The sequence below is a fragment of the Pseudomonas sp. 51_B genome (assembly GCF_017491595.1).
GTDB classification, from domain to species: Bacteria; Pseudomonadota; Gammaproteobacteria; order Pseudomonadales; family Pseudomonadaceae; genus Aquipseudomonas; species Aquipseudomonas promysalinigenes.
Genome location: NZ_JAFGYW010000014.1, coordinates 87,303 through 105,247, shown reverse-complemented (window position 1 = coordinate 105,247; position 17,945 = coordinate 87,303). Strand labels below are relative to the sequence as shown.

17 protein-coding genes are annotated in these 17,945 nt (G+C 60.3%); 16 read left to right on the top strand and 1 reads right to left on the bottom strand.

Going from position 1 to position 17,945, the window contains the following annotated elements; all coding sequences use genetic code 11:
- Positions 1–81: 81 nt before the first annotated feature.
- From J5M56_RS16195 to J5M56_RS16155, 9 genes are all read left to right on the top strand, one after another.
- Positions 82–831 carry an electron transfer flavoprotein subunit beta/FixA family protein gene (locus J5M56_RS16195; RefSeq protein ID WP_060478594.1) on the top strand — a complete coding sequence of 250 codons (750 nt, stop codon included), beginning with the start codon at positions 82–84 and terminating at the stop codon, positions 829–831.
- Positions 832–1,761 carry an FAD-binding protein gene (locus tag J5M56_RS16190; RefSeq protein ID WP_060478593.1) on the top strand — a complete coding sequence of 310 codons (930 nt, stop codon included), beginning with the start codon at positions 832–834 and terminating at the stop codon, positions 1,759–1,761.
- A 78-nt stretch (positions 1,762–1,839) separates the two neighbouring features.
- Positions 1,840–2,661: a transporter substrate-binding domain-containing protein gene (locus J5M56_RS16185; protein WP_186478584.1), complete on the top strand. Its 822-nt coding sequence runs from the start codon at positions 1,840–1,842 to the stop codon at positions 2,659–2,661.
- Between the two features lie 9 nt (positions 2,662–2,670).
- On the top strand, positions 2,671–3,024 hold the full coding sequence (locus J5M56_RS16180; RefSeq protein WP_060478591.1) for a DUF4398 domain-containing protein: 354 nt from the start codon (positions 2,671–2,673) through the stop codon (positions 3,022–3,024).
- Positions 3,021–3,833 carry an OmpA family protein gene (locus J5M56_RS16175; RefSeq protein WP_186478583.1) on the top strand — a complete coding sequence of 271 codons (813 nt, stop codon included), beginning with the start codon at positions 3,021–3,023 and terminating at the stop codon, positions 3,831–3,833. Before J5M56_RS16180 ends, J5M56_RS16175 begins: the two co-directional genes overlap by 4 nt.
- A gap of 192 nt (positions 3,834–4,025) precedes the next feature.
- Positions 4,026–5,468 carry a PLP-dependent aminotransferase family protein gene (locus J5M56_RS16170; protein ID WP_060478589.1) on the top strand — a complete coding sequence of 481 codons (1,443 nt, stop codon included), beginning with the start codon at positions 4,026–4,028 and terminating at the stop codon, positions 5,466–5,468.
- Between the two features lie 67 nt (positions 5,469–5,535).
- The gene (locus tag J5M56_RS16165) at positions 5,536–5,985 is read left to right on the top strand and encodes a hypothetical protein (RefSeq protein ID WP_060478588.1); all 450 of its coding nucleotides are present in this window, start codon (positions 5,536–5,538) and stop codon (positions 5,983–5,985) included.
- Positions 5,986–6,109: 124 nt separating this feature from the next.
- On the top strand, positions 6,110–6,364 hold the full coding sequence (locus tag J5M56_RS16160) for a YkgJ family cysteine cluster protein (protein WP_186478582.1): 255 nt from the start codon (positions 6,110–6,112) through the stop codon (positions 6,362–6,364).
- Positions 6,365–6,397: 33 nt separating this feature from the next.
- Positions 6,398–7,003 (top strand): START domain-containing protein, encoded by a 606-nt coding sequence (locus tag J5M56_RS16155; RefSeq protein WP_207937297.1) that lies wholly within the window; start codon positions 6,398–6,400, stop codon positions 7,001–7,003.
- A gap of 170 nt (positions 7,004–7,173) precedes the next feature.
- On the opposite strand, the gene gltA is transcribed toward J5M56_RS16155, so the two are convergent.
- Positions 7,174–8,463, bottom strand: a complete 1,290-nt coding sequence (gene gltA / locus J5M56_RS16150) for a citrate synthase (protein ID WP_060478585.1) — start codon at positions 8,461–8,463, stop codon at positions 7,174–7,176.
- 350 nt (positions 8,464–8,813) lie between these two features.
- Here gltA and sdhC point away from each other — a divergent pair, with 350 nt between their 5' ends.
- The 7 genes from sdhC to lpdA all read left to right on the top strand — a co-directional run bounded on the left by sdhC (position 8,814) and on the right by lpdA (position 17,927).
- A complete protein-coding gene (gene sdhC / locus J5M56_RS16145) occupies positions 8,814–9,200 on the top strand; it encodes a succinate dehydrogenase, cytochrome b556 subunit (RefSeq protein ID WP_012315350.1) in 387 nt (128 codons plus the stop codon).
- Entirely contained in the window at positions 9,194–9,562 is a 369-nt protein-coding gene (gene sdhD / locus J5M56_RS16140; protein WP_060478584.1) for a succinate dehydrogenase, hydrophobic membrane anchor protein, read from the top strand. The genes sdhC and sdhD overlap by 7 nt, the downstream gene beginning before the upstream one ends.
- Positions 9,563–9,565: 3 nt before the next feature.
- Entirely contained in the window at positions 9,566–11,338 is a 1,773-nt protein-coding gene (sdhA, locus tag J5M56_RS16135; protein ID WP_060478583.1) for a succinate dehydrogenase flavoprotein subunit, read from the top strand.
- Positions 11,339–11,348: 10 nt separating this feature from the next.
- Positions 11,349–12,053, top strand: a complete 705-nt coding sequence (locus J5M56_RS16130; RefSeq protein ID WP_060478582.1) for a succinate dehydrogenase iron-sulfur subunit — start codon at positions 11,349–11,351, stop codon at positions 12,051–12,053.
- A 247-nt stretch (positions 12,054–12,300) separates the two neighbouring features.
- Positions 12,301–15,132: a 2-oxoglutarate dehydrogenase E1 component gene (locus J5M56_RS16125; protein WP_060478581.1), complete on the top strand. Its 2,832-nt coding sequence runs from the start codon at positions 12,301–12,303 to the stop codon at positions 15,130–15,132.
- Between the two features lie 42 nt (positions 15,133–15,174).
- Positions 15,175–16,395, top strand: a complete 1,221-nt coding sequence (gene odhB, locus J5M56_RS16120) for a 2-oxoglutarate dehydrogenase complex dihydrolipoyllysine-residue succinyltransferase (RefSeq protein WP_207937292.1) — start codon at positions 15,175–15,177, stop codon at positions 16,393–16,395.
- A gap of 95 nt (positions 16,396–16,490) precedes the next feature.
- The gene (gene lpdA / locus J5M56_RS16115; RefSeq protein WP_060478579.1) at positions 16,491–17,927 is read left to right on the top strand and encodes a dihydrolipoyl dehydrogenase; all 1,437 of its coding nucleotides are present in this window, start codon (positions 16,491–16,493) and stop codon (positions 17,925–17,927) included.
- Positions 17,928–17,945 lie beyond the last annotated feature (18 nt).

The window sequence follows — 17,945 nt, the reverse complement described above, 5'->3', positions numbered from 1 at the left end:
TAGAGGTGCCCTTGTACCCACGCGCATCGCCGGGCTCTGCCCCAGGCGACTATCTATTCACCGGAGAGTAACGAGGAATCCATGAAGGTTCTTGTAGCTGTCAAACGAGTGGTCGACTACAACGTCAAGGTTCGCGTCAAAGCGGACAACTCCGGCGTCGACCTTGCTAACGTCAAGATGTCCATGAACCCCTTCTGCGAAATCGCCGTGGAAGAAGCCGTACGCCTGAAGGAAAAGGGCGTGGCGACCGAAATCGTTGTCGTCTCCGTCGGCCCGGCTACCGCGCAGGAGCAACTGCGTACCGCCCTGGCCCTGGGTGCCGATCGTGCCATTCTGGTCGAAGCCGCTGACGAACTTAACTCTCTGGCCGTGGCCAAGGCGCTCAAAGCGGTTGTCGACAAGGAGCAGCCACAGCTGGTCATCCTCGGCAAACAGGCCATCGACAGCGACAACAACCAGACCGGCCAGATGCTCGCCGCGCTCACCGGTTTCGCCCAGGGCACCTTCGCCTCCAAGGTTGAAGCGGCTGGCGACAAGTTGAACGTCACCCGTGAAATCGACGGCGGCTTGCAGACCGTTGCGCTGAACCTGCCTGCCATCGTCACCACTGACCTGCGCCTGAACGAGCCACGCTACGCGTCGCTGCCCAACATCATGAAGGCCAAGAAGAAGCCGCTGGAAACCGTCACGCCAGACGCGCTGGGCGTTTCCCTGGCCTCCACCACCAAGACCCTGAAAGTTGAAGCCCCGGCTGCTCGCAGCGCTGGCATCAAGGTCAAATCGGTGGCCGAACTGGTCGAGAAGCTGAAGAACGAAGCGAAGGTAATCTAAATGACTATCCTGGTTGTCGCTGAATACGAAAATGGTGCCGTAGCCCCGGCCACCCTGAACACTGTCGCCGCTGCCGCCAAAATCGGTGGCGATGTGCACGTGCTGGTCGCTGGCCAGAACGTCGGCGGCGTTGCCGAGTCTGCTGCCAAGATCGCTGGTGTGGCCAAGGTGCTGGTTGCCGACAACGCTGCCTACGCCCACGTACTGCCAGAGAACGTTGCGCCGCTGATCGTCGAGCTGGCAAGCGGCTACAGCCACGTGCTGGCTCCGGCCACCACCAATGGCAAGAACATCCTGCCGCGCGTTGCCGCGCTGCTGGACGTGGACCAGATCTCCGAGATCATCTCGGTCGAGTCCGCCGACACCTTCAAGCGCCCGATCTACGCCGGTAACGCCATTGCCACCGTGCAATCGAGCGCGGCCATCAAGGTCATCACCGTGCGTACCACCGGCTTCGACGCTGTGGCCGCCGAAGGTGGCTCAGCTGCCGTCGAAGCGGTGGCTGCTGCGCACAACGCCGGTATCTCGGCTTTCGTTGGCGAAGAGCTGGCCAAGTCCGACCGCCCAGAGCTGACCGCTGCCAAGATCGTCGTTTCCGGCGGCCGTGGCATGGGCAACGGTGACAACTTCAAGCACCTGTACAGCCTGGCCGACAAGCTCGGCGCTGCTGTGGGGGCATCGCGCGCTGCAGTCGACGCAGGCTTCGTGCCAAACGACATGCAGGTCGGCCAGACCGGCAAGATCGTTGCACCGCAGCTGTACATTGCCGTTGGTATCTCTGGCGCGATCCAGCATCTGGCGGGTATGAAAGATTCCAAAGTGATCGTTGCGATCAACAAGGATGAAGAGGCGCCGATCTTCCAGGTAGCGGACTACGGGCTGGTCGCCGACCTGTTCGAAGCGGTTCCGGAGCTGGAAAAGCTGGTCTGATCCGCCTGCTTCACTTATAAAGAAGCCCGGCCCTCGACAGAGGGCCGGGTTTTTTTGTTGCTGGACAAGGAGTGACGGATGGTGTTGCGCAACGCGAGCAAAGTGCTGGCATGCATGGCGGCGCTGTTGTCGCCAGTGGTGATGGCGGCGGGCAAGTGCGAGCGCCTCGTGGCGACCGGCAGCCCAGATGCGCCACCCTATTCCTGGCAGGACCCTGACGATCCCAAGCACCTGGTGGGGGCCAATGTCGACCTGCTGCGTCAGGTTCTAGGGGAGTTGGGAGTCAAGGTCGAAGTGCTCAATGCGGGGCGGCGCGATCAGGCGCTGGAAGAAGTGCGCAGTGGGCGCATGGACCTGCTGCTCGATACACCCATGCAAGTGGAGCAGCTGACCGCGTTGGACTATATCCACCCGCCGCTGCAGCAAAACGAATACCTGGTCTGGACCCGCCACGACGCGACGCTGGCGTTCCAGGGCCCGGCTGACCTTGCCAGCTATCAGGGGAGCCTGTCGGAGCGTGCACGACTGACCCCAGCCTTCACCGCCTTCGCCAAGGCCCAGCTCAAGCTGGTGCCGGCGCAGAACCTCACTCAGGCCTTCCAGAAACTGGTACTGGGCCAGGTCGATTATGTCTTGGCCGGGCGTTACTCGGGCATGGCCATGACCCAGAGTTTGGGCATGAGCAACAACCTGATCGCCCGCGGTTTGCCAGTGGACCGCCCGGGTTTATATCTGGCTGTGTCGCACAACTCGGCCTGCAACGACTCGTGGTTGCGTGGGCAATTGGCAAAAAAGCTGACAGAATTGCCGATCTCCGGTGCGTCCGAAGCCGTGCTGCAACGTAATGTCGAGCGCTGGAAGGCACAGATGCAAGTGCAGGCGGATGCCCCTAAACATTAGGAAGAGTGCGTGAGAACCCAATCCTTGATCCTAGCCGTGGCCATGCTCGGCCTGGCTGGCTGCGCCAATGATCCGGCGCCCAACGAACAGATGCGTATTTCCGAGCAGGCGCTGGAGCAGGCCAAAGCCGTCGGTGCCACCGATCAGGTCGAAGCGATGAAGCTGGCCGAAGACAAATTCGCCCGGGCCAAGACCAATATGCTCACCCAGGACTTTCGCGACGCGCGCATGCGTGCCGAACAGGCTGAGTTGGATGCGCGATTGGCCGAGGCGCAGGTGCTGAACCAGAAGAGTGAAGAGCAGCTGCAGCTGCTGCAGTCGCGGGTCAAGCGCCTGCACAAGCAGCTGGAGGTGCAGCCATGATGTTTGTGCATAAGAGCGCCGCGCTGGTACTCCTGGTGCTGGCGGCCGGCTTGCAAGGCTGTGCCAGCCAGCGCAGCTCGGCAGCGCTGGATGAAGCCACTGCGGCTTTCCAGAAGGTCAAGGACGATGCTGACGTGTTGCGCAGTGCGCCGCGTGACGTGATCCGAGCCGGTGAGTCGCTGTCGCGTGCCGAGCGCCTGTCCAGTTATATCGGCACGGGCAGTGACGTGCGCCATTACGCCTACCTGAGCCAGCGCTACAGCGAGATCGCCACCGAGCACGCCAAGCTGGCACTGAACCAGGAGCGCCGTGCCAAGCTCGACCTGGAACGCCAGCGTCTGCAGCTTGCGCTGCGTGAAGCGAAACTCGCCAGTGTTCAGCAGCAGGGCAAGTGGGTTGAGAACCAGATTGCCGCGCTGGCATCAGAACAGGCAGATCGTGGCCTGGTGATGACGCTGAGCGACGTGCTGTTCGACACCGGTAGCGCGGACCTCAGGAATTCGGCCAGTCGCACCGTGCTCAAGCTGGTCCAGTTCCTTCAACTCAATCCGCGCCGCGTGGTGCGGATCGAAGGTTACACCGACAGCACAGGCACCCCTGAAGACAACCTTAAATTGTCACGTGATCGTGCCCAGTCGGTGGCCGACATGCTGGTGGATCTGGGCATCGATGAGAGGCGCCTGCAGGTCGAAGGTTACGGCGACCAATACCCGATCGAAGCCAACGCCTCGGAGCGTGGCAGGGCGCAGAATCGCCGGGTCGAAATCGTTTTTTCTGACGACAAGGGCCGCCTGGCGCCCGCGCGCTGAGTGGGCTGACCAGGTGGCTCGGGGCCTCCTGGTCAAGGTCCTGACTGGGCAGTTCGGATGATGGCTGTCACACAACTGTAGCGTTGACGAACCAGCCATCTGTCCCAGTACACTTTGCAACTGTTACGGTATGCTTTACCGTCAGTTTGTCGTACAAGAACAACGAGCCCGTCTGCGAGCCGAGACAACCCCATGACCAACCTGCTGTTGTACCAGCGTATCGCCCAGCAACTGGCCGATGACATCCGTCGCGGTGTCTACCAGCCAGGCGAGCGTGTCCCGTCCGTGCGCAAGATGAGTGCCCAGCTCAACGTCAGCCATGCCACGGTGTTGCAGGCTTACGCCAATCTCGAGGATCAGGGGCTGATTCGCGCCCGGCCACAGTCGGGCTATTACGTGCACCAAACGCCTGCGCTGACCGCACAGACACCCGATATAGCCCGCGTTGAACGCCCCGGGCTGGTCACCCGCGCCAGCATTATTCAACAGGTTCTGACAGAAGCCCGCCGCGATGGGGTGTTTCCGTTCGGCGCTGCCGTACCTCATGTTGACTATCTGCCGGTGCGCGCTCTGCACCAGCAGATCGCCAAGGTCACCCGCTTTCACAGTCCGCGAGCCTTCAGCTACATGTTCAGCCCAGGCTTCGAACCTCTGCGCCGGCAGATTGCGATCCGCATGCGCGATGCAGGTGTGCTGGTCGATCCGCGGGAGGTCATCGTCACCCACGGTTGTGTCGATGCCTTGCAGATGTCATTGCGCGTGCTGACTCGCCCTGGTGATCTGATCGCCGCTGAGTCGCCCACCTATTATGGGCTGTTGCAGTTGGCTGACCTGCTGGGGTTGAAGGTTATCGAAATTCCCAGCGACCCCTCCACCGGCATCAGTCTCGAAGCCCTGCAGTTGGCTGCCAATCAGTGGTCGATCAAGGCGCTGGTACTGACGGCGCGCCTGAGCAACCCGCTCGGCGGCACCGTGCCGGAGGAGCGCCAGAAACAGCTGCTGCGCCTGGCATCGGACTTCGATATCCAGATCGTCGAGGACGATATCTACGGCGAATTGATGTTCGAGCAGGGCAAGACCAAGGCGCTCAAGGCCTTCGACCGGCTGGATCGAGTCATTTATTGCTCGAGCTTTTCCAAGACCCTTTCGCCAGGTGTGCGGGTCGGCTGGATGGTGGCGGGGCGTTATCAGGATGAAATTCAACGCCTTCAGACATTCACCACTCACTCAGCGTGTAGCGTGACGCAGATGGGGGTGGCGGCGTACTTGGAAAATGGGGGTTATGACCGGCACTTGCGCTACATCCGTCAGGAGTATCGCAAGAACCTCAGTGCGTACCAGTTGGCGGTCCAGCAACATTTTCCCGAGGGTACGCAGATGACCAGGCCCACCGGGGGCTTCATCCTCTGGGTCAGCCTGCCAGGGCGAGTGAATACGCAAGAATTGCATGTGCGTGCGCTGGAGCAGGGTATCAGTATCGCGCCCGGTCTGATCTTCAGTAACACCGAGCAATTCAACCACTGCATACGGCTCAACTGCGGCATTCCCTGGAACAAGGAAGCCGAAAGGGCGGTTATGACACTCGGTTTGTTGGCCCAGCAATTGTGCAGAGAATCACAGGCCTTACTTTTGTAAGGCTTGCCAGCGAAGGGCGGAACGGAGAGCATAGACACTTTCCATTCTCGCCTGCCTGCCGAAGTCCATGAATTTGTTGCCAAGTGCTGTGCTGGTCATCTGTCTTGTTCCGTTCTGGCTGCCAGGCTCCGCAGCTCACGCGGCGCAGCCTGCCGTCCAGGCACAAAGCGCGCAAGCCAAGACGCCAGCCAAGCCAGTGGCCAAAGCCAAGTCCGCGCCTCGTAAGGCCAAAGCCCGGGCCAAGCCGGTTAATAAGGCGGTAGCTCAGCCTCTACCAAAGCCCAAGTTGGACCTGAGCCTACCAGCCGAGATGGTCGACAAACTCGAGCCGCAAGTGGGTGTTTCCACGACGCGCCGCAAACCTCTGCTGCCGGCCATGTTCGCGGACAAGCCCGAAGACGATAGCCCGTTCCAGCTCAACGGTCGGCTGATCAGCAACGAAATGCAGTTGCAGTTGCGCAACGAAAGCCGCCGCGATGTCGAAGGGGCAGCACTGGATTTCGAGTTTCGTAATTGAGCGGCCGCAACTGACTGCCGAGTCACTGCAGATTTCATCGGCCTGGCAATTTCAAACGCATGTTTGAGCCGTTACTATCCAGGGGCGTTCGTCCCGTTCTGTTCCAGGGAGTCCTGATTTAGCCATGAATTGTCGCGAGGGCTGCGGTGCCTGCTGCATCGCTCCATCCATTTCTTCAGCGATGCCGCGCATGCCCCATGGCAAGCCTGCCGGTGAGCGCTGCCTGCACCTGACCTTGGACAATCTCTGCGACCTGTTCGGCAAGCCCGAGCGGCCCGCGGTGTGTGGAGGGTTCAAGGCCGATATCGAGGTGTGTGGCAACGATCGCGATGAGGCGATCAGGATTCTTGGCTGGTGGGAACAGATAACGGCGGCGTGAGAGGCTGGATCTTCGACAACAAGGATAAACATGATGAGATCGTTCAAGCGTATTGCACTGCTGTGTGGCATGAGTGTCTTGCTGGCTCCGGCGGCCTGGGCTGAAAACTGGCAGGTGGCCAAGAACGAGGAGGGCATCAAGGTTTCACTCAGTGAGGTGCCGGGCTCCAAGTACAAGGCTTATCAAGGGGTGACGCTGATCAAGGCGCCACTGGCCAAGGTGCAGGCGTTGCAGGAGGATGTGGTCGGTGCCTGCAAGTGGATTCACGAGTGCAAGTTGCAAAAGCTCTTGAAACAGGAGGGCGGCGAGGTTTGGACCTACACCCAATTCAATACGCCATGGCCTGTGACGCCGCGGGATTCGGTGCTGCGAGTGACCACCAAAAAAGGGGCTGACGGCAGCATCACCCGCGAGTTGGTCGAAGAGCCAACTTACATCCCGGAAGAAAAAGGTTTTGTGCGGGTTGCGAAAGTCGAGGGTTTCTGGAAGTTGGTGCCCAAGGGTGACAGCACCGAGGTGACCTATCAGGTGCATACTGAGCCAGGCGGCAGCGTGCCTGCGATGGTAGCCAACAAGTTTGTTGTCGATGCCCCGTTCAATACGCTAAAAGGGCTGCGTGAGCGGGCTGAGAAGAACTGAGGTTTTGTGCAGCCTGTCTGAGCCGCTTCGCGGGTGAGCCCGCTCCCGCACGGATCGATGCGAATGCCGAGGTCTGTGGTGGGGCGGCCCACTCGCGATGGCCGGGCGCAGGAAAAAGACAATAAAAAAGGCTGCCAACAGTGGCAGCCTTTTGAGTTCGGCCGGCAGGCTTACTTGCGGTCTTGCAGCTCGACGATGTCGCGTTGCAGTTCGCCGGTGTACAGCTGGCGAGGGCGGCCGATCTTGTACGGGCTGGAGAGCATTTCTTTCCAGTGCGAGATCCAGCCGACGGTGCGTGCCAGGGCGAAGATCACGGTGAACATGCTGGTTGGAATGCCGATCGCTTTGAGGATGATGCCCGAATAGAAGTCGACGTTCGGGTACAGCGAGCGCTCGATGAAGTAAGGATCGGTCAGGGCGATCTCTTCCAGGCGCATGGCCAGCTCAAGCTGCGGATCGTTCTTGATGCCCAGCTCGCCCAGCACTTCGTCGCAGGTCTGCTTCATCACGGTGGCGCGTGGGTCGCGGTTTTTGTACACGCGGTGACCGAAGCCCATGAGCTTGAACGGGTCGTTCTTGTCTTTGGCCTTGGCGATGTAGGTGTCGATGTTCGAAACATCGCCAATTTCATCGAGCATGGTCAGTACCGCTTCGTTCGCACCGCCGTGGGCCGGGCCCCACAGAGCGGCGATGCCAGCGGCGATACAGGCGAACGGGTTGGCACCCGAGGAGCCAGCTAAGCGTACGGTGGAGGTGGAGGCGTTCTGCTCGTGGTCGGCATGGAGAATGAAGATGCGATCCATGGCCTTGGCCAACACTGGGCTGATCGGTTTGATCTCGCACGGGGTGTTGAACATCATGTGCAGGAAGTTTTCCGCGTACGACAGGTCGTTGCGCGGATACATCATCGGCTGGCCCATGGAGTACTTGTAAACCATCGCAGCCAGGGTCGGCATCTTGGCGACCAGGCGCACCGCAGAAATTTCGCGGTGTTGCGGGTTATTGATGTCCAGGGAGTCGTGATAGAACGCCGACAGGGCGCCGACTACGCCGCACATTACCGCCATCGGGTGAGCATCGCGGCGGAAACCGTTGAAGAACGATTTCAGCTGCTCGTGAACCATGGTGTGGTTTTTCACGGTGCTGACGAACTGGGCCTTCTGCTCGGCATTCGGCAGTTCGCCGTTGAGCAGCAGGTAGCAGGTTTCCAGGTAGTCGGATTTCTCGGCGAGCTGTTCGATCGGGTAGCCGCGGTGCAGCAGCACGCCTTTGTCGCCGTCGATGTAGGTGATCTTCGACTCGCACGAGGCGGTCGCCATGAAACCTGGGTCGAAGGTGAAGTGACCAGTGGCCCCCAACCCGCGGACGTCGATTACATCAGGACCAACGGTGCCGGTTAAAATGGGCAGCTCGACGGGGGCAGCGCCCTCGATGACCAACTGCGCTTTTTTGTCAGCCATGTGGCCTCCTATTAATGCTTGAAATCATCAGACAGCCCCCCACGCAGGGCCCGCACCACTATAGAGAAGTAAATTCGAATGTCAATTTGCCTAAAGGCTGGTTGAAACGGCCCTCAACGCCTGATTTTTCAAGAATTTCTCGCCCATTTACGCCTTTTGCTCGCTAAAGGCAATCCGCTATTTGGGCTACCCCGTCACGTTGTCATAAGCAGCCTAACTGTCTATACTCGGCACCCGACTCCCTGGGCTTGCAAGCCTGAACCAGGGGGGGTCGCCGTTCCCTGGGTGGTGGGTACCTGACCAGTACACTTACCAACAACTTTGCCCTGATTCGCTAGGGGCTCTTCAGTGTGAAAAAAGCCGTGAAAAGCCAACGACCTGTAAACCTAGACCTAAGGACCATCAAGCTTCCCGTCACTGCGTACACGTCCATTCTTCACCGTATCTCCGGCGTCATCCTGTTCCTTGGCCTTGCCATCATGCTTTATGCATTGGGCAAGTCGCTGGGTTCCGAGGAAGGTTTCGGCGAGGTGAAGGCGTGTCTGACCAGCCCGCTGGCCAAGTTCGTGACCTGGGGCCTGCTGTCCGCCCTGCTTTATCACCTCGTGGCAGGTGTTCGTCACCTGATCATGGACATGGGTATCGGTGAGACGCTGGAAGGCGGCAAGCTGGGCTCGAAAATCGTGATCGTCATCTCCGTGGTGCTGATCGTTCTGGTGGGAGTTTGGGTATGGTAACCAATGTCACGAACCTGTCGCGTTCGGGCCTCTATGACTGGATGGCGCAGCGCGTTTCTGCGGTCGTTCTCGCGGCTTACTTCCTCTTCCTGATCGGCTACGTGGTCGCCCACCCAGGCATCGACTACACCCAATGGCACGCTCTGTTCTCCAATAACGCGATGCGGATCTTCAGTCTGCTGGCCCTCGTTGCCCTGGGCGCTCACGCCTGGGTCGGCATGTGGACCATCGCCACTGACTACCTGACGCCTATGTCGTTCGGCAAGTCGGCAACTGCGATTCGTTTCCTGTTCCAGGCGGTATGCGGCGTTGCGATGTTCGCTTACTTCGTCTGGGGTGTGCAGATTCTTTGGGGTATCTGATCCATGGCTAGCATTCCAACCATTTCTTTCGACGCCATCATCATCGGTGGCGGCGGTGCCGGCATGCGCGCAGCGCTGCAGCTGGCTCAGGGCGGTCACAAGACTGCCGTAGTCACCAAGGTCTTCCCGACCCGTTCGCACACTGTATCCGCCCAGGGCGGCATCACCTGCGCCATCGCCTCGGCCGACCCGAACGACGACTGGCGCTGGCACATGTACGATACCGTCAAGGGTTCCGACTACATCGGTGACCAGGACGCTATCGAATACATGTGTCAGGAAGGCCCTGCTGCGGTCTTCGAGCTGGACCACATGGGTCTGCCGTTCTCGCGTACCGAAACTGGCCGTATCTACCAGCGTCCGTTCGGTGGTCAGTCCAAGGACTTCGGTAAAGGTGGCCAGGCCGCCCGTACTTGTGCTGCGTCCGACCGTACCGGCCATGCGCTGCTGCACACCCTGTATCAAGGCAACCTGAAGGCAGGCACCACCTTCCTCAACGAGTACTACGCCGTTGATCTGGTGAAGAACAAGGAAGGCGCGTTCGTCGGTGTGATTGCGATCTGCATCGAAACCGGCGAAACCATGTACATCAAGTCCAAGGCCACCGTTCTGGCCACTGGCGGTGCTGGTCGTATCTATGCCTCCACCACCAACGCCCTGATCAACACCGGTGACGGTATCGGTATGGCCCTGCGTGCCGGTGTGCCGGTGCAGGACATCGAGATGTGGCAGTTCCACCCGACCGGCATTGCCGGCGCCGGTGTATTGGTCACAGAGGGTTGCCGCGGTGAGGGTGGTTACCTGATCAACGCCCATGGCGAGCGCTTCATGGAGCGTTACGCGCCGAACGCCAAAGACTTGGCCGGCCGCGACGTGGTCGCCCGCTCCATGGTCAAGGAAATCATCGCCGGCAACGGCGTGGGCCCGAACAAGGACCACGTACTGCTGAAGCTGGATCACCTGGGCGAAGAAGTGCTGCACAGCCGTCTGCCAGGTATCTGCGAACTGTCCAAGACCTTCGCCCACGTCGACCCTGTGGTCGCGCCGGTGCCGGTCGTTCCGACCTGCCACTACATGATGGGCGGCGTTGCCACCAACATTCATGGCCAGGCCATCACCATGGACGAAGAAGGCAAGGATCACATCATTCCTGGCCTGTTCGCCGTAGGTGAAGTTGCTTGTGTATCGGTTCACGGTGCCAACCGCCTGGGCGGCAACTCGCTGCTCGACCTGGTAGTGTTCGGCCGTGCTGCCGGCCTGCACCTGGAGAAGGCGCTGAGCGACGGTATCGAGCACCTGGACGCCAGCGACACCGACATCGATGTCGCCCTGAGCCGCCTGAACAAGCTCAACGAGCGCAACACTGGCGAAGACGTTGCCAGCCTCAAGCGCGAGCTGCAAAGCTGCATGCAGAACTACTTCGGTGTGTTCCGTACCGGCGAATACATGCTCAAGGGTATCGAGCAGTTGGCCGGCCTGCGCGAGCGCATCGCCAACGTCAAGATCAACGACAAGTCCCAGGCCTTCAACACCGCGCGTATCGAAGCGCTGGAGTTGCAGAACCTGCTGGAAGTCGCCGAAGCTACCGCCATTGCGGCCGAAGCCCGTAAAGAGTCCCGCGGCGCGCACGCCCGTGAAGACTTCGAAGACCGTGATGACGAGAACTGGCTGTGCCACACCCTCTACTACCCGGGTGAGAAGCGCGTAGCCAAGCGTGGCGTCAACTTTGCGCCGAAGACTGTTCCAGCCTTCGAACCAAAAGTCCGGACTTACTGAGGTGGCTGCTATGTTGAAAGTCGAAGTTTATCGTTACAACCCGGATACCGACTCGGCGCCCAAGATGGAGTCGTTCGACGTCGACACCGGCGGAAAGGACCTGATGGTCCTGGACGTGCTGGCGCTGATCAAGGAGAAGGACGAGGGTTTCTCGTACCGTCGCTCCTGTCGTGAGGGCGTTTGCGGTTCCGATGGCATGAATATGAACGGCAAGAACGGCCTGGCTTGCATCACGCCTCTGTCGGGTGTGGTCAAGGGCAACAAGCTGGTTCTGCGTCCGCTGCCAGGCCTGCCGGTCATTCGTGACCTGGTGGTCGATATGAGCATCTTCTACAAGCAGTACGAGAAGGTGAAACCGTTCCTGCAAAACGACACTCCAGCCCCGGCTATCGAGCGTCTGCAGTCGCCGGAAGATCGCGAAAAGCTGGACGGGCTGTACGAGTGCATTCTGTGCGCTTGCTGCTCGACCTCCTGCCCGTCGTTCTGGTGGAACCCGGACAAGTTCCTGGGCCCGGCCGCGCTGCTGCAGGCTTATCGCTTCCTGGCCGACAGCCGTGATACCAAGACCCAGGAGCGCCTGGCGTCCCTGGATGACCCGTTCAGCGTATTCCGCTGCCGCGGGATCATGAACTGCGTCAACGTTTGCCCGAAGGGTCTGAACCCAACCAAGGCAATCGGCCACGTACGTAACATGCTGCTGCAAAGCGGCACCTGATTCAAAGCGTTGTAACTGCAGTATGCCGAGGTGCGGGTGGTGAGCCCGCACTGAGGTAAAACCTGAGCAAGGGCTCACGAAGCTCGCGCTCGATACCTATGAAGATATGAGACCAGCAGGGGCTTTCCGGGCTGGTACCCGGAAAATCAGCAGGATCCAAGTGGCGTGGTTCAGTCGCTTCTTTCGGACTTTTCCAGGTTTGCTGTGGTTTTTTGCCGATCAGTCCCCTAACCGAGGGTGACCAAGCATGCAAGAAAGCGTGATGCAGCGCATGTGGGAAAGCGCCCACCTTTCAGGTGGTAACGCTGCATATGTGGAAGAGCTCTACGAACTCTACCTGCACGACCCTAACGCTGTGCCAGAAGAGTGGCGCACTTACTTCCAGAAGTTGCCCGCCGACGGCAGCACCGCTACCGATGTATCGCACTCGACGATCCGCGACCATTTCGTACTGCTGGCAAAGAACCAGCGCCGCGCTCAGCCGGTTTCTGCCGGGAGCGTGAGCACAGAACACGAGAAGAAGCAGGTTGAAGTTCTGCGACTGATCCAGGCCTATCGTATGCGCGGCCATCAGGCTGCCAAGCTCGACCCGTTGGGCTTGTGGCAGCGACCTGCGCCAGTAGACCTGTCGATCAATCATTACGGCTTGACCAATGCCGATCTTGATACGACCTTCCGTGCCGGCGACCTGTTCATCGGCAAAGAGGAGGCGAGCCTACGCGAGATCTTCGAGGCCCTCCAGAAGACATATTGTCGCACCATTGGCGCCGAGTTCACCCACATTGTCGATTCTGAGCAGCGCAGCTGGTTCCAGCAGCGCCTGGAAAGCGTGCGCGGTCGTCCGGAGTTTTCCGCCGACGTGCAGGCCCACCTGCTCGAGCGCGTGACTGCCGGTGAGGGCCTGGAGAAGTACCTGGGCACCAAGTACCCTGGTACCAAACGCTTCGGCCTGGAGGGCGGCGAAAGCCTGATCCCGATGCTGGACGAAATGATCCAGCGCTCCGGCTCCTACGGCACCAAGGAAGTGGTGATCGGCATGGCCCACCGCGGCCGTCTGAACGTGCTGGTCAACACCTTCGGCAAGAACCCGCGCGAGCTGTTCGACGAGTTCGAAGGCAAGAAGATGAACGAGCTGGGCTCCGGTGACGTGAAGTATCACCAGGGCTTCTCCTCCAACGTGATGACGCCGGGCGGCGAAGTCCACCTGGCCATGGCGTTCAACCCGTCCCACCTGGAAATCGTCTCGCCAGTGGTGGAAGGGTCGGTGCGTGCCCGTCAGGACCGCCGCAACGATACCCTGGGTGACAAGGTACTGCCGATCTCGATCCACGGCGATGCAGCATTCGCCGGCCAGGGCGTGGTCATGGAAACCTTCCAGATGTCGCAGACCCGCGGTTTCAAGACCGGCGGCACCGTGCACATCGTGATCAACAACCAGGTTGGTTTCACCATCAGCAATCCGCTGGACGCGCGCTCCACCGAGTACGCCACCGACGTTGCCAAGATGATTCAGGCGCCGATCCTGCACGTTAACGGCGACGACCCGGAAGCCGTATTGTTCGTGACTCAGCTGGCCGTCGACTACCGCATGCAGTTCAAGCGTGACGTAGTCATCGACTTGGTCTGCTACCGTCGCCGCGGGCACAACGAGGCAGACGAGCCGAACGGTACTCAGCCGCTGATGTACCAGCAGATCAGCAAGCAGCGTACCACGCGCGAGCTGTATGCCGAGTCGCTGATCCAGGCCGGTCGCATCGATGCCGAGCGCGCCCAGGCCAAGATCGACGAATACCGCAACGCCCTGGACAACGGGCTGCACGTGGTCAAGAGCCTGGTCAAAGAACCGAACCGTGAGCTGTTCGTCGATTGGCGCCCTTACCTGGGCCATGCCTGGACTGCCCGCCACGACACCCGCTTCGACCTCAAGACCCTGCAGGACCTGTCGGCCAAGCTGCTGGAACTGCCTGAAGGCTTCGTCGTCCAGCGTCAGGTTGCCAAGATCTACGAAGACCGCCAGAAGATGCAGGCCGGTGGCTTGCCGATCAACTGGGGTTACGCGGAGACCATGGCCTACGCCACCCTGCAGTTCGAAGGTCACCCGATCCGCATGACCGGCCAGGACATCGGCCGTGGCACCTTCTCGCACCGTCACGCTGTGCTGCACAACCAGAAGGACGCCAGCACTTACGTTCCGCTGAAAAACCTGTTCCCAGGCCAGCCGCGGTTCGAGCTGTACGACTCCTTCCTGTCGGAAGAGGCGGTACTGGCCTTCGAATACGGCTATTCCACCACCACGCCGAACGCGCTGGTGATCTGGGAAGCCCAGTTCGGCGACTTCGCCAACGGTGCGCAAGTGGTGATCGACCAGTTCATCACCAGCGGTGAGCACAAATGGGGCCGCCTGTGCGGTCTGACCATGCTGCTGCCACACGGCTATGAAGGGCAGGGGCCTGAGCACTCCTCCGCGCGCCTGGAGCGCTACCTGCAACTGTGCGCCGAGCACAACATCCAGGTTTGCGTGCCCACCACGCCTGCACAGATCTACCACCTGCTGCGTCGTCAGGTCATCCGTCCGCTGCGTAAGCCGCTGATCGTACTGACGCCGAAGTCGCTGCTGCGCCACAAGCTGGCCATTTCGACCTTGGAAGACCTGGCCGAAGGCTCGTTCCAGACCGTGATCCCGGAAATCGACACCCTCGATCCGGCCAAGGTCGAGCGCCTGGTGCTGTGCGGCGGCAAGGTTTACTACGACCTGCTGGAAAAACGCCGTGCCGAAGGCCGTGAAGACATCGCCATCGTGCGTATCGAGCAGCTGTATCCGTTCCCAGAGGACGACCTGGTCGAGATCCTCTCGCCTTACACCAACCTCAAGCATGCGGTTTGGTGTCAGGAAGAACCGATGAACCAGGGTGCCTGGTACAGCAGTCAGCACCACATGCGCCGTATCCTGGGCCGTCACAACAAGGCTCTGGTCCTGGAATACGCCGGTCGCGACGCTTCCGCCGCGCCTGCCTGTGGTTACGCATCGAAGCACGCCGAGCAGCAAGAGAAACTGCTGCAAGACGCCTTCACTGTTTAATGCCTTCGCGCACCTGAAACCGAATTTAAGGAAACACAGATAATGGCTATCGAGATCAAAGCCCCAACCTTCCCGGAATCGGTTGCCGATGGCACCGTTGCCACCTGGCACAAACAGCCTGGCGATGCCGTCAAGCGTGACGAACTGATCGTCGACATCGAAACCGACAAAGTCGTCCTGGAAGTACTGGCCACCGCCGACGGTGTGCTGGGCGCCATCGTCAAAGGCGAGGGCGACACCGTCCTGTCCGATGAAGTGCTGGGCTCGATCGTTGAAGGCGGTGCTGCCGCCGCCGCCCCTGCTGCTGCCCCTGCTGCCGCTGCTCCGGCCGCCACCGCCGCCGCCGATGCTGGCGAAGACGACCCGATCGCAGCACCTGCCGCCCGCAAGCTGGCCGAAGAGAACGGTATCGACCTGGCTGCCGTTGCCGGCACGGGTAAAGGTGGCCGCATCACCAAGGAAGACGTCGTCGCTGCCGTGGCCAACAAGAAATCGGCGCCTGCTCCGGCTGCCAAGCCTGCTGCAGCGGCCGCTGCCCCGGTGGTGGTTGCCGCTGGCGATCGCACCGAGAAGCGCGTGCCGATGACCCGCCTGCGCGCCAAGATCGCCGAACGCCTGGTCGAAGCCCAGTCGAGCATGGCGATGCTGACCACTTTCAACGAAGTCGACATGACCGAAGTCATGGCGCTGCGTTCGAAGTACAAGGATCTGTTCGAGAAGACCCACAACGGCGTGCGCCTGGGCTTCATGTCGTTCTTCGTCAAGGCTGCTACCGAAGCGCTCAAGCGCTTCCCGGCTGTCAACGCCTCGATCGACGGCAACGACATCGTCTACCACGGTTATGCCGATGTCGGCGTTGCCGTATCCAGCGACCGCGGCCTGGTGGTGCCGGTACTGCGCAACGCCGAGTCGATGAGCCTGGCTGAAATCGAGAACGGTATCGCCACCTTCGGCAAGAAGGCCCGTGACGGCAAGCTGGCAATCGAGGAAATGACCGGCGGCACCTTCACCATCACCAACGGTGGTACCTTCGGTTCGATGATGTCGACCCCGATCGTCAACCCGCCACAAGCTGCCATCTTGGGCATGCACAACATCATCCAGCGTCCGATGGCCATCAACGGCCAGGTGGTCATCCGCCCGATGATGTACCTGGCGCTGTCCTACGATCACCGTCTGATCGACGGCAAGGAAGCGGTAACCTTCCTGGTCACCATCAAGAACCTGCTGGAAGATCCGTCTCGCCTGCTGCTGGACATCTAATCGAACAGCCAAAAGTTGCAAGCTGCAAGCTTCGAGCAGAAGCGTGTAGGCTTGCAGCTTTTGGCTTGTAGCTAGTTGCTGATAAGGAATCTTTTATGACCCAGAAATTTGACGTAGTGGTAATCGGTGCAGGTCCTGGCGGCTATGTGGCTGCCATCAAGGCCGCACAACTTGGTCTGAAGACTGCCTGTATCGAGAAGTACACCGACGCCGAGGGTAAGCTGGCCCTGGGTGGCACCTGCTTGAACGTAGGTTGCATTCCATCCAAGGCGCTGCTGGACAGCTCCTGGAAGTACAAGGAAGCCAAGGAGAGCTTCAACGTCCACGGTATTTCCACCGGTGACGTGCAGATGGATGTTGGCACCATGGTTGGTCGCAAGGCTGGCATCGTCAAGAACCTGACCAGCGGTGTTGCAACGCTGTTCAAGGCCAACGGCGTGACTTCGATCCAGGGCCACGGCAAGCTGCTGGCTGGCAAGAAAGTCGAAGTGACCAAAGCTGACGGCACTACCGAAGTCATCGAAGCCGAAAACGTGATCCTCGCTTCGGGTTCCCGCCCGATCGACATCCCACCAGCGCCTGTCGACCAGAACGTCATCGTCGACTCCACCGGCGCACTGGAATTCCAATCGGTACCCAAGCGCCTGGGCGTGATCGGTGCTGGCGTGATCGGCCTGGAACTGGGCTCCGTGTGGGCTCGCCTGGGTGCTGAAGTCACTGTTCTTGAGGCTCTGGATACCTTCCTGATGGCTGCCGACACCGCCGTGTCCAAAGAAGCCCAGAAGACCCTGACCAAGCAAGGCCTGGACATCAAACTGGGTGCTCGCGTCACCGGTTCGAAAGTCAACGGCAACGAAGTCGAAGTCACCTACACCAACGCCGAAGGCGAGCAGAAGATTACCTTCGACAAGCTGATCGTCGCGGTCGGCCGCCGTCCGGTAACTACCGATCTGCTGGCTGCTGACAGCGGTGTGAACATCGACGAGCGCGGCTATATCTACGTCGATGACTACTGCGCCACCAGCGTGCCGGGCGTCTACGCCATCGGCGACGTGGTGCGTGGCCTGATGCTGGCGCACAAGGCCTCGGAAGAGGGCATCATGGTGGTCGAGCGCATCAAGGGCCACAAGGCTCAGATGAACTACGACCTGATCCCATCGGTGATCTACACCCACCCGGAAATCGCTTGGGTCGGCAAGACCGAACAAGCCTTGAAGGCCGAGGGTGTTGAGGTTAACGTAGGCACCTTCCCGTTCGCGGCCAGTGGCCGTGCCATGGCAGCCAACGACACGGGTGGTTTCGTCAAGGTCATCGCCGACGCCAAGACCGACCGCGTTCTGGGCGTTCACGTGATCGGCCCATCGGCTGCCGAACTGGTACAGCAGGGCGCAATCGCAATGGAATTCGGCACCAGTGCCGAGGACCTGGGCATGATGGTCTTCAGCCATCCAACCCTGTCCGAAGCGCTGCATGAAGCAGCGCTGGCAGTGAATGGCGGCGCCATTCACGTAGCCAACCGTAAGAAGCGTTAATCATAAGAAACCACGGCG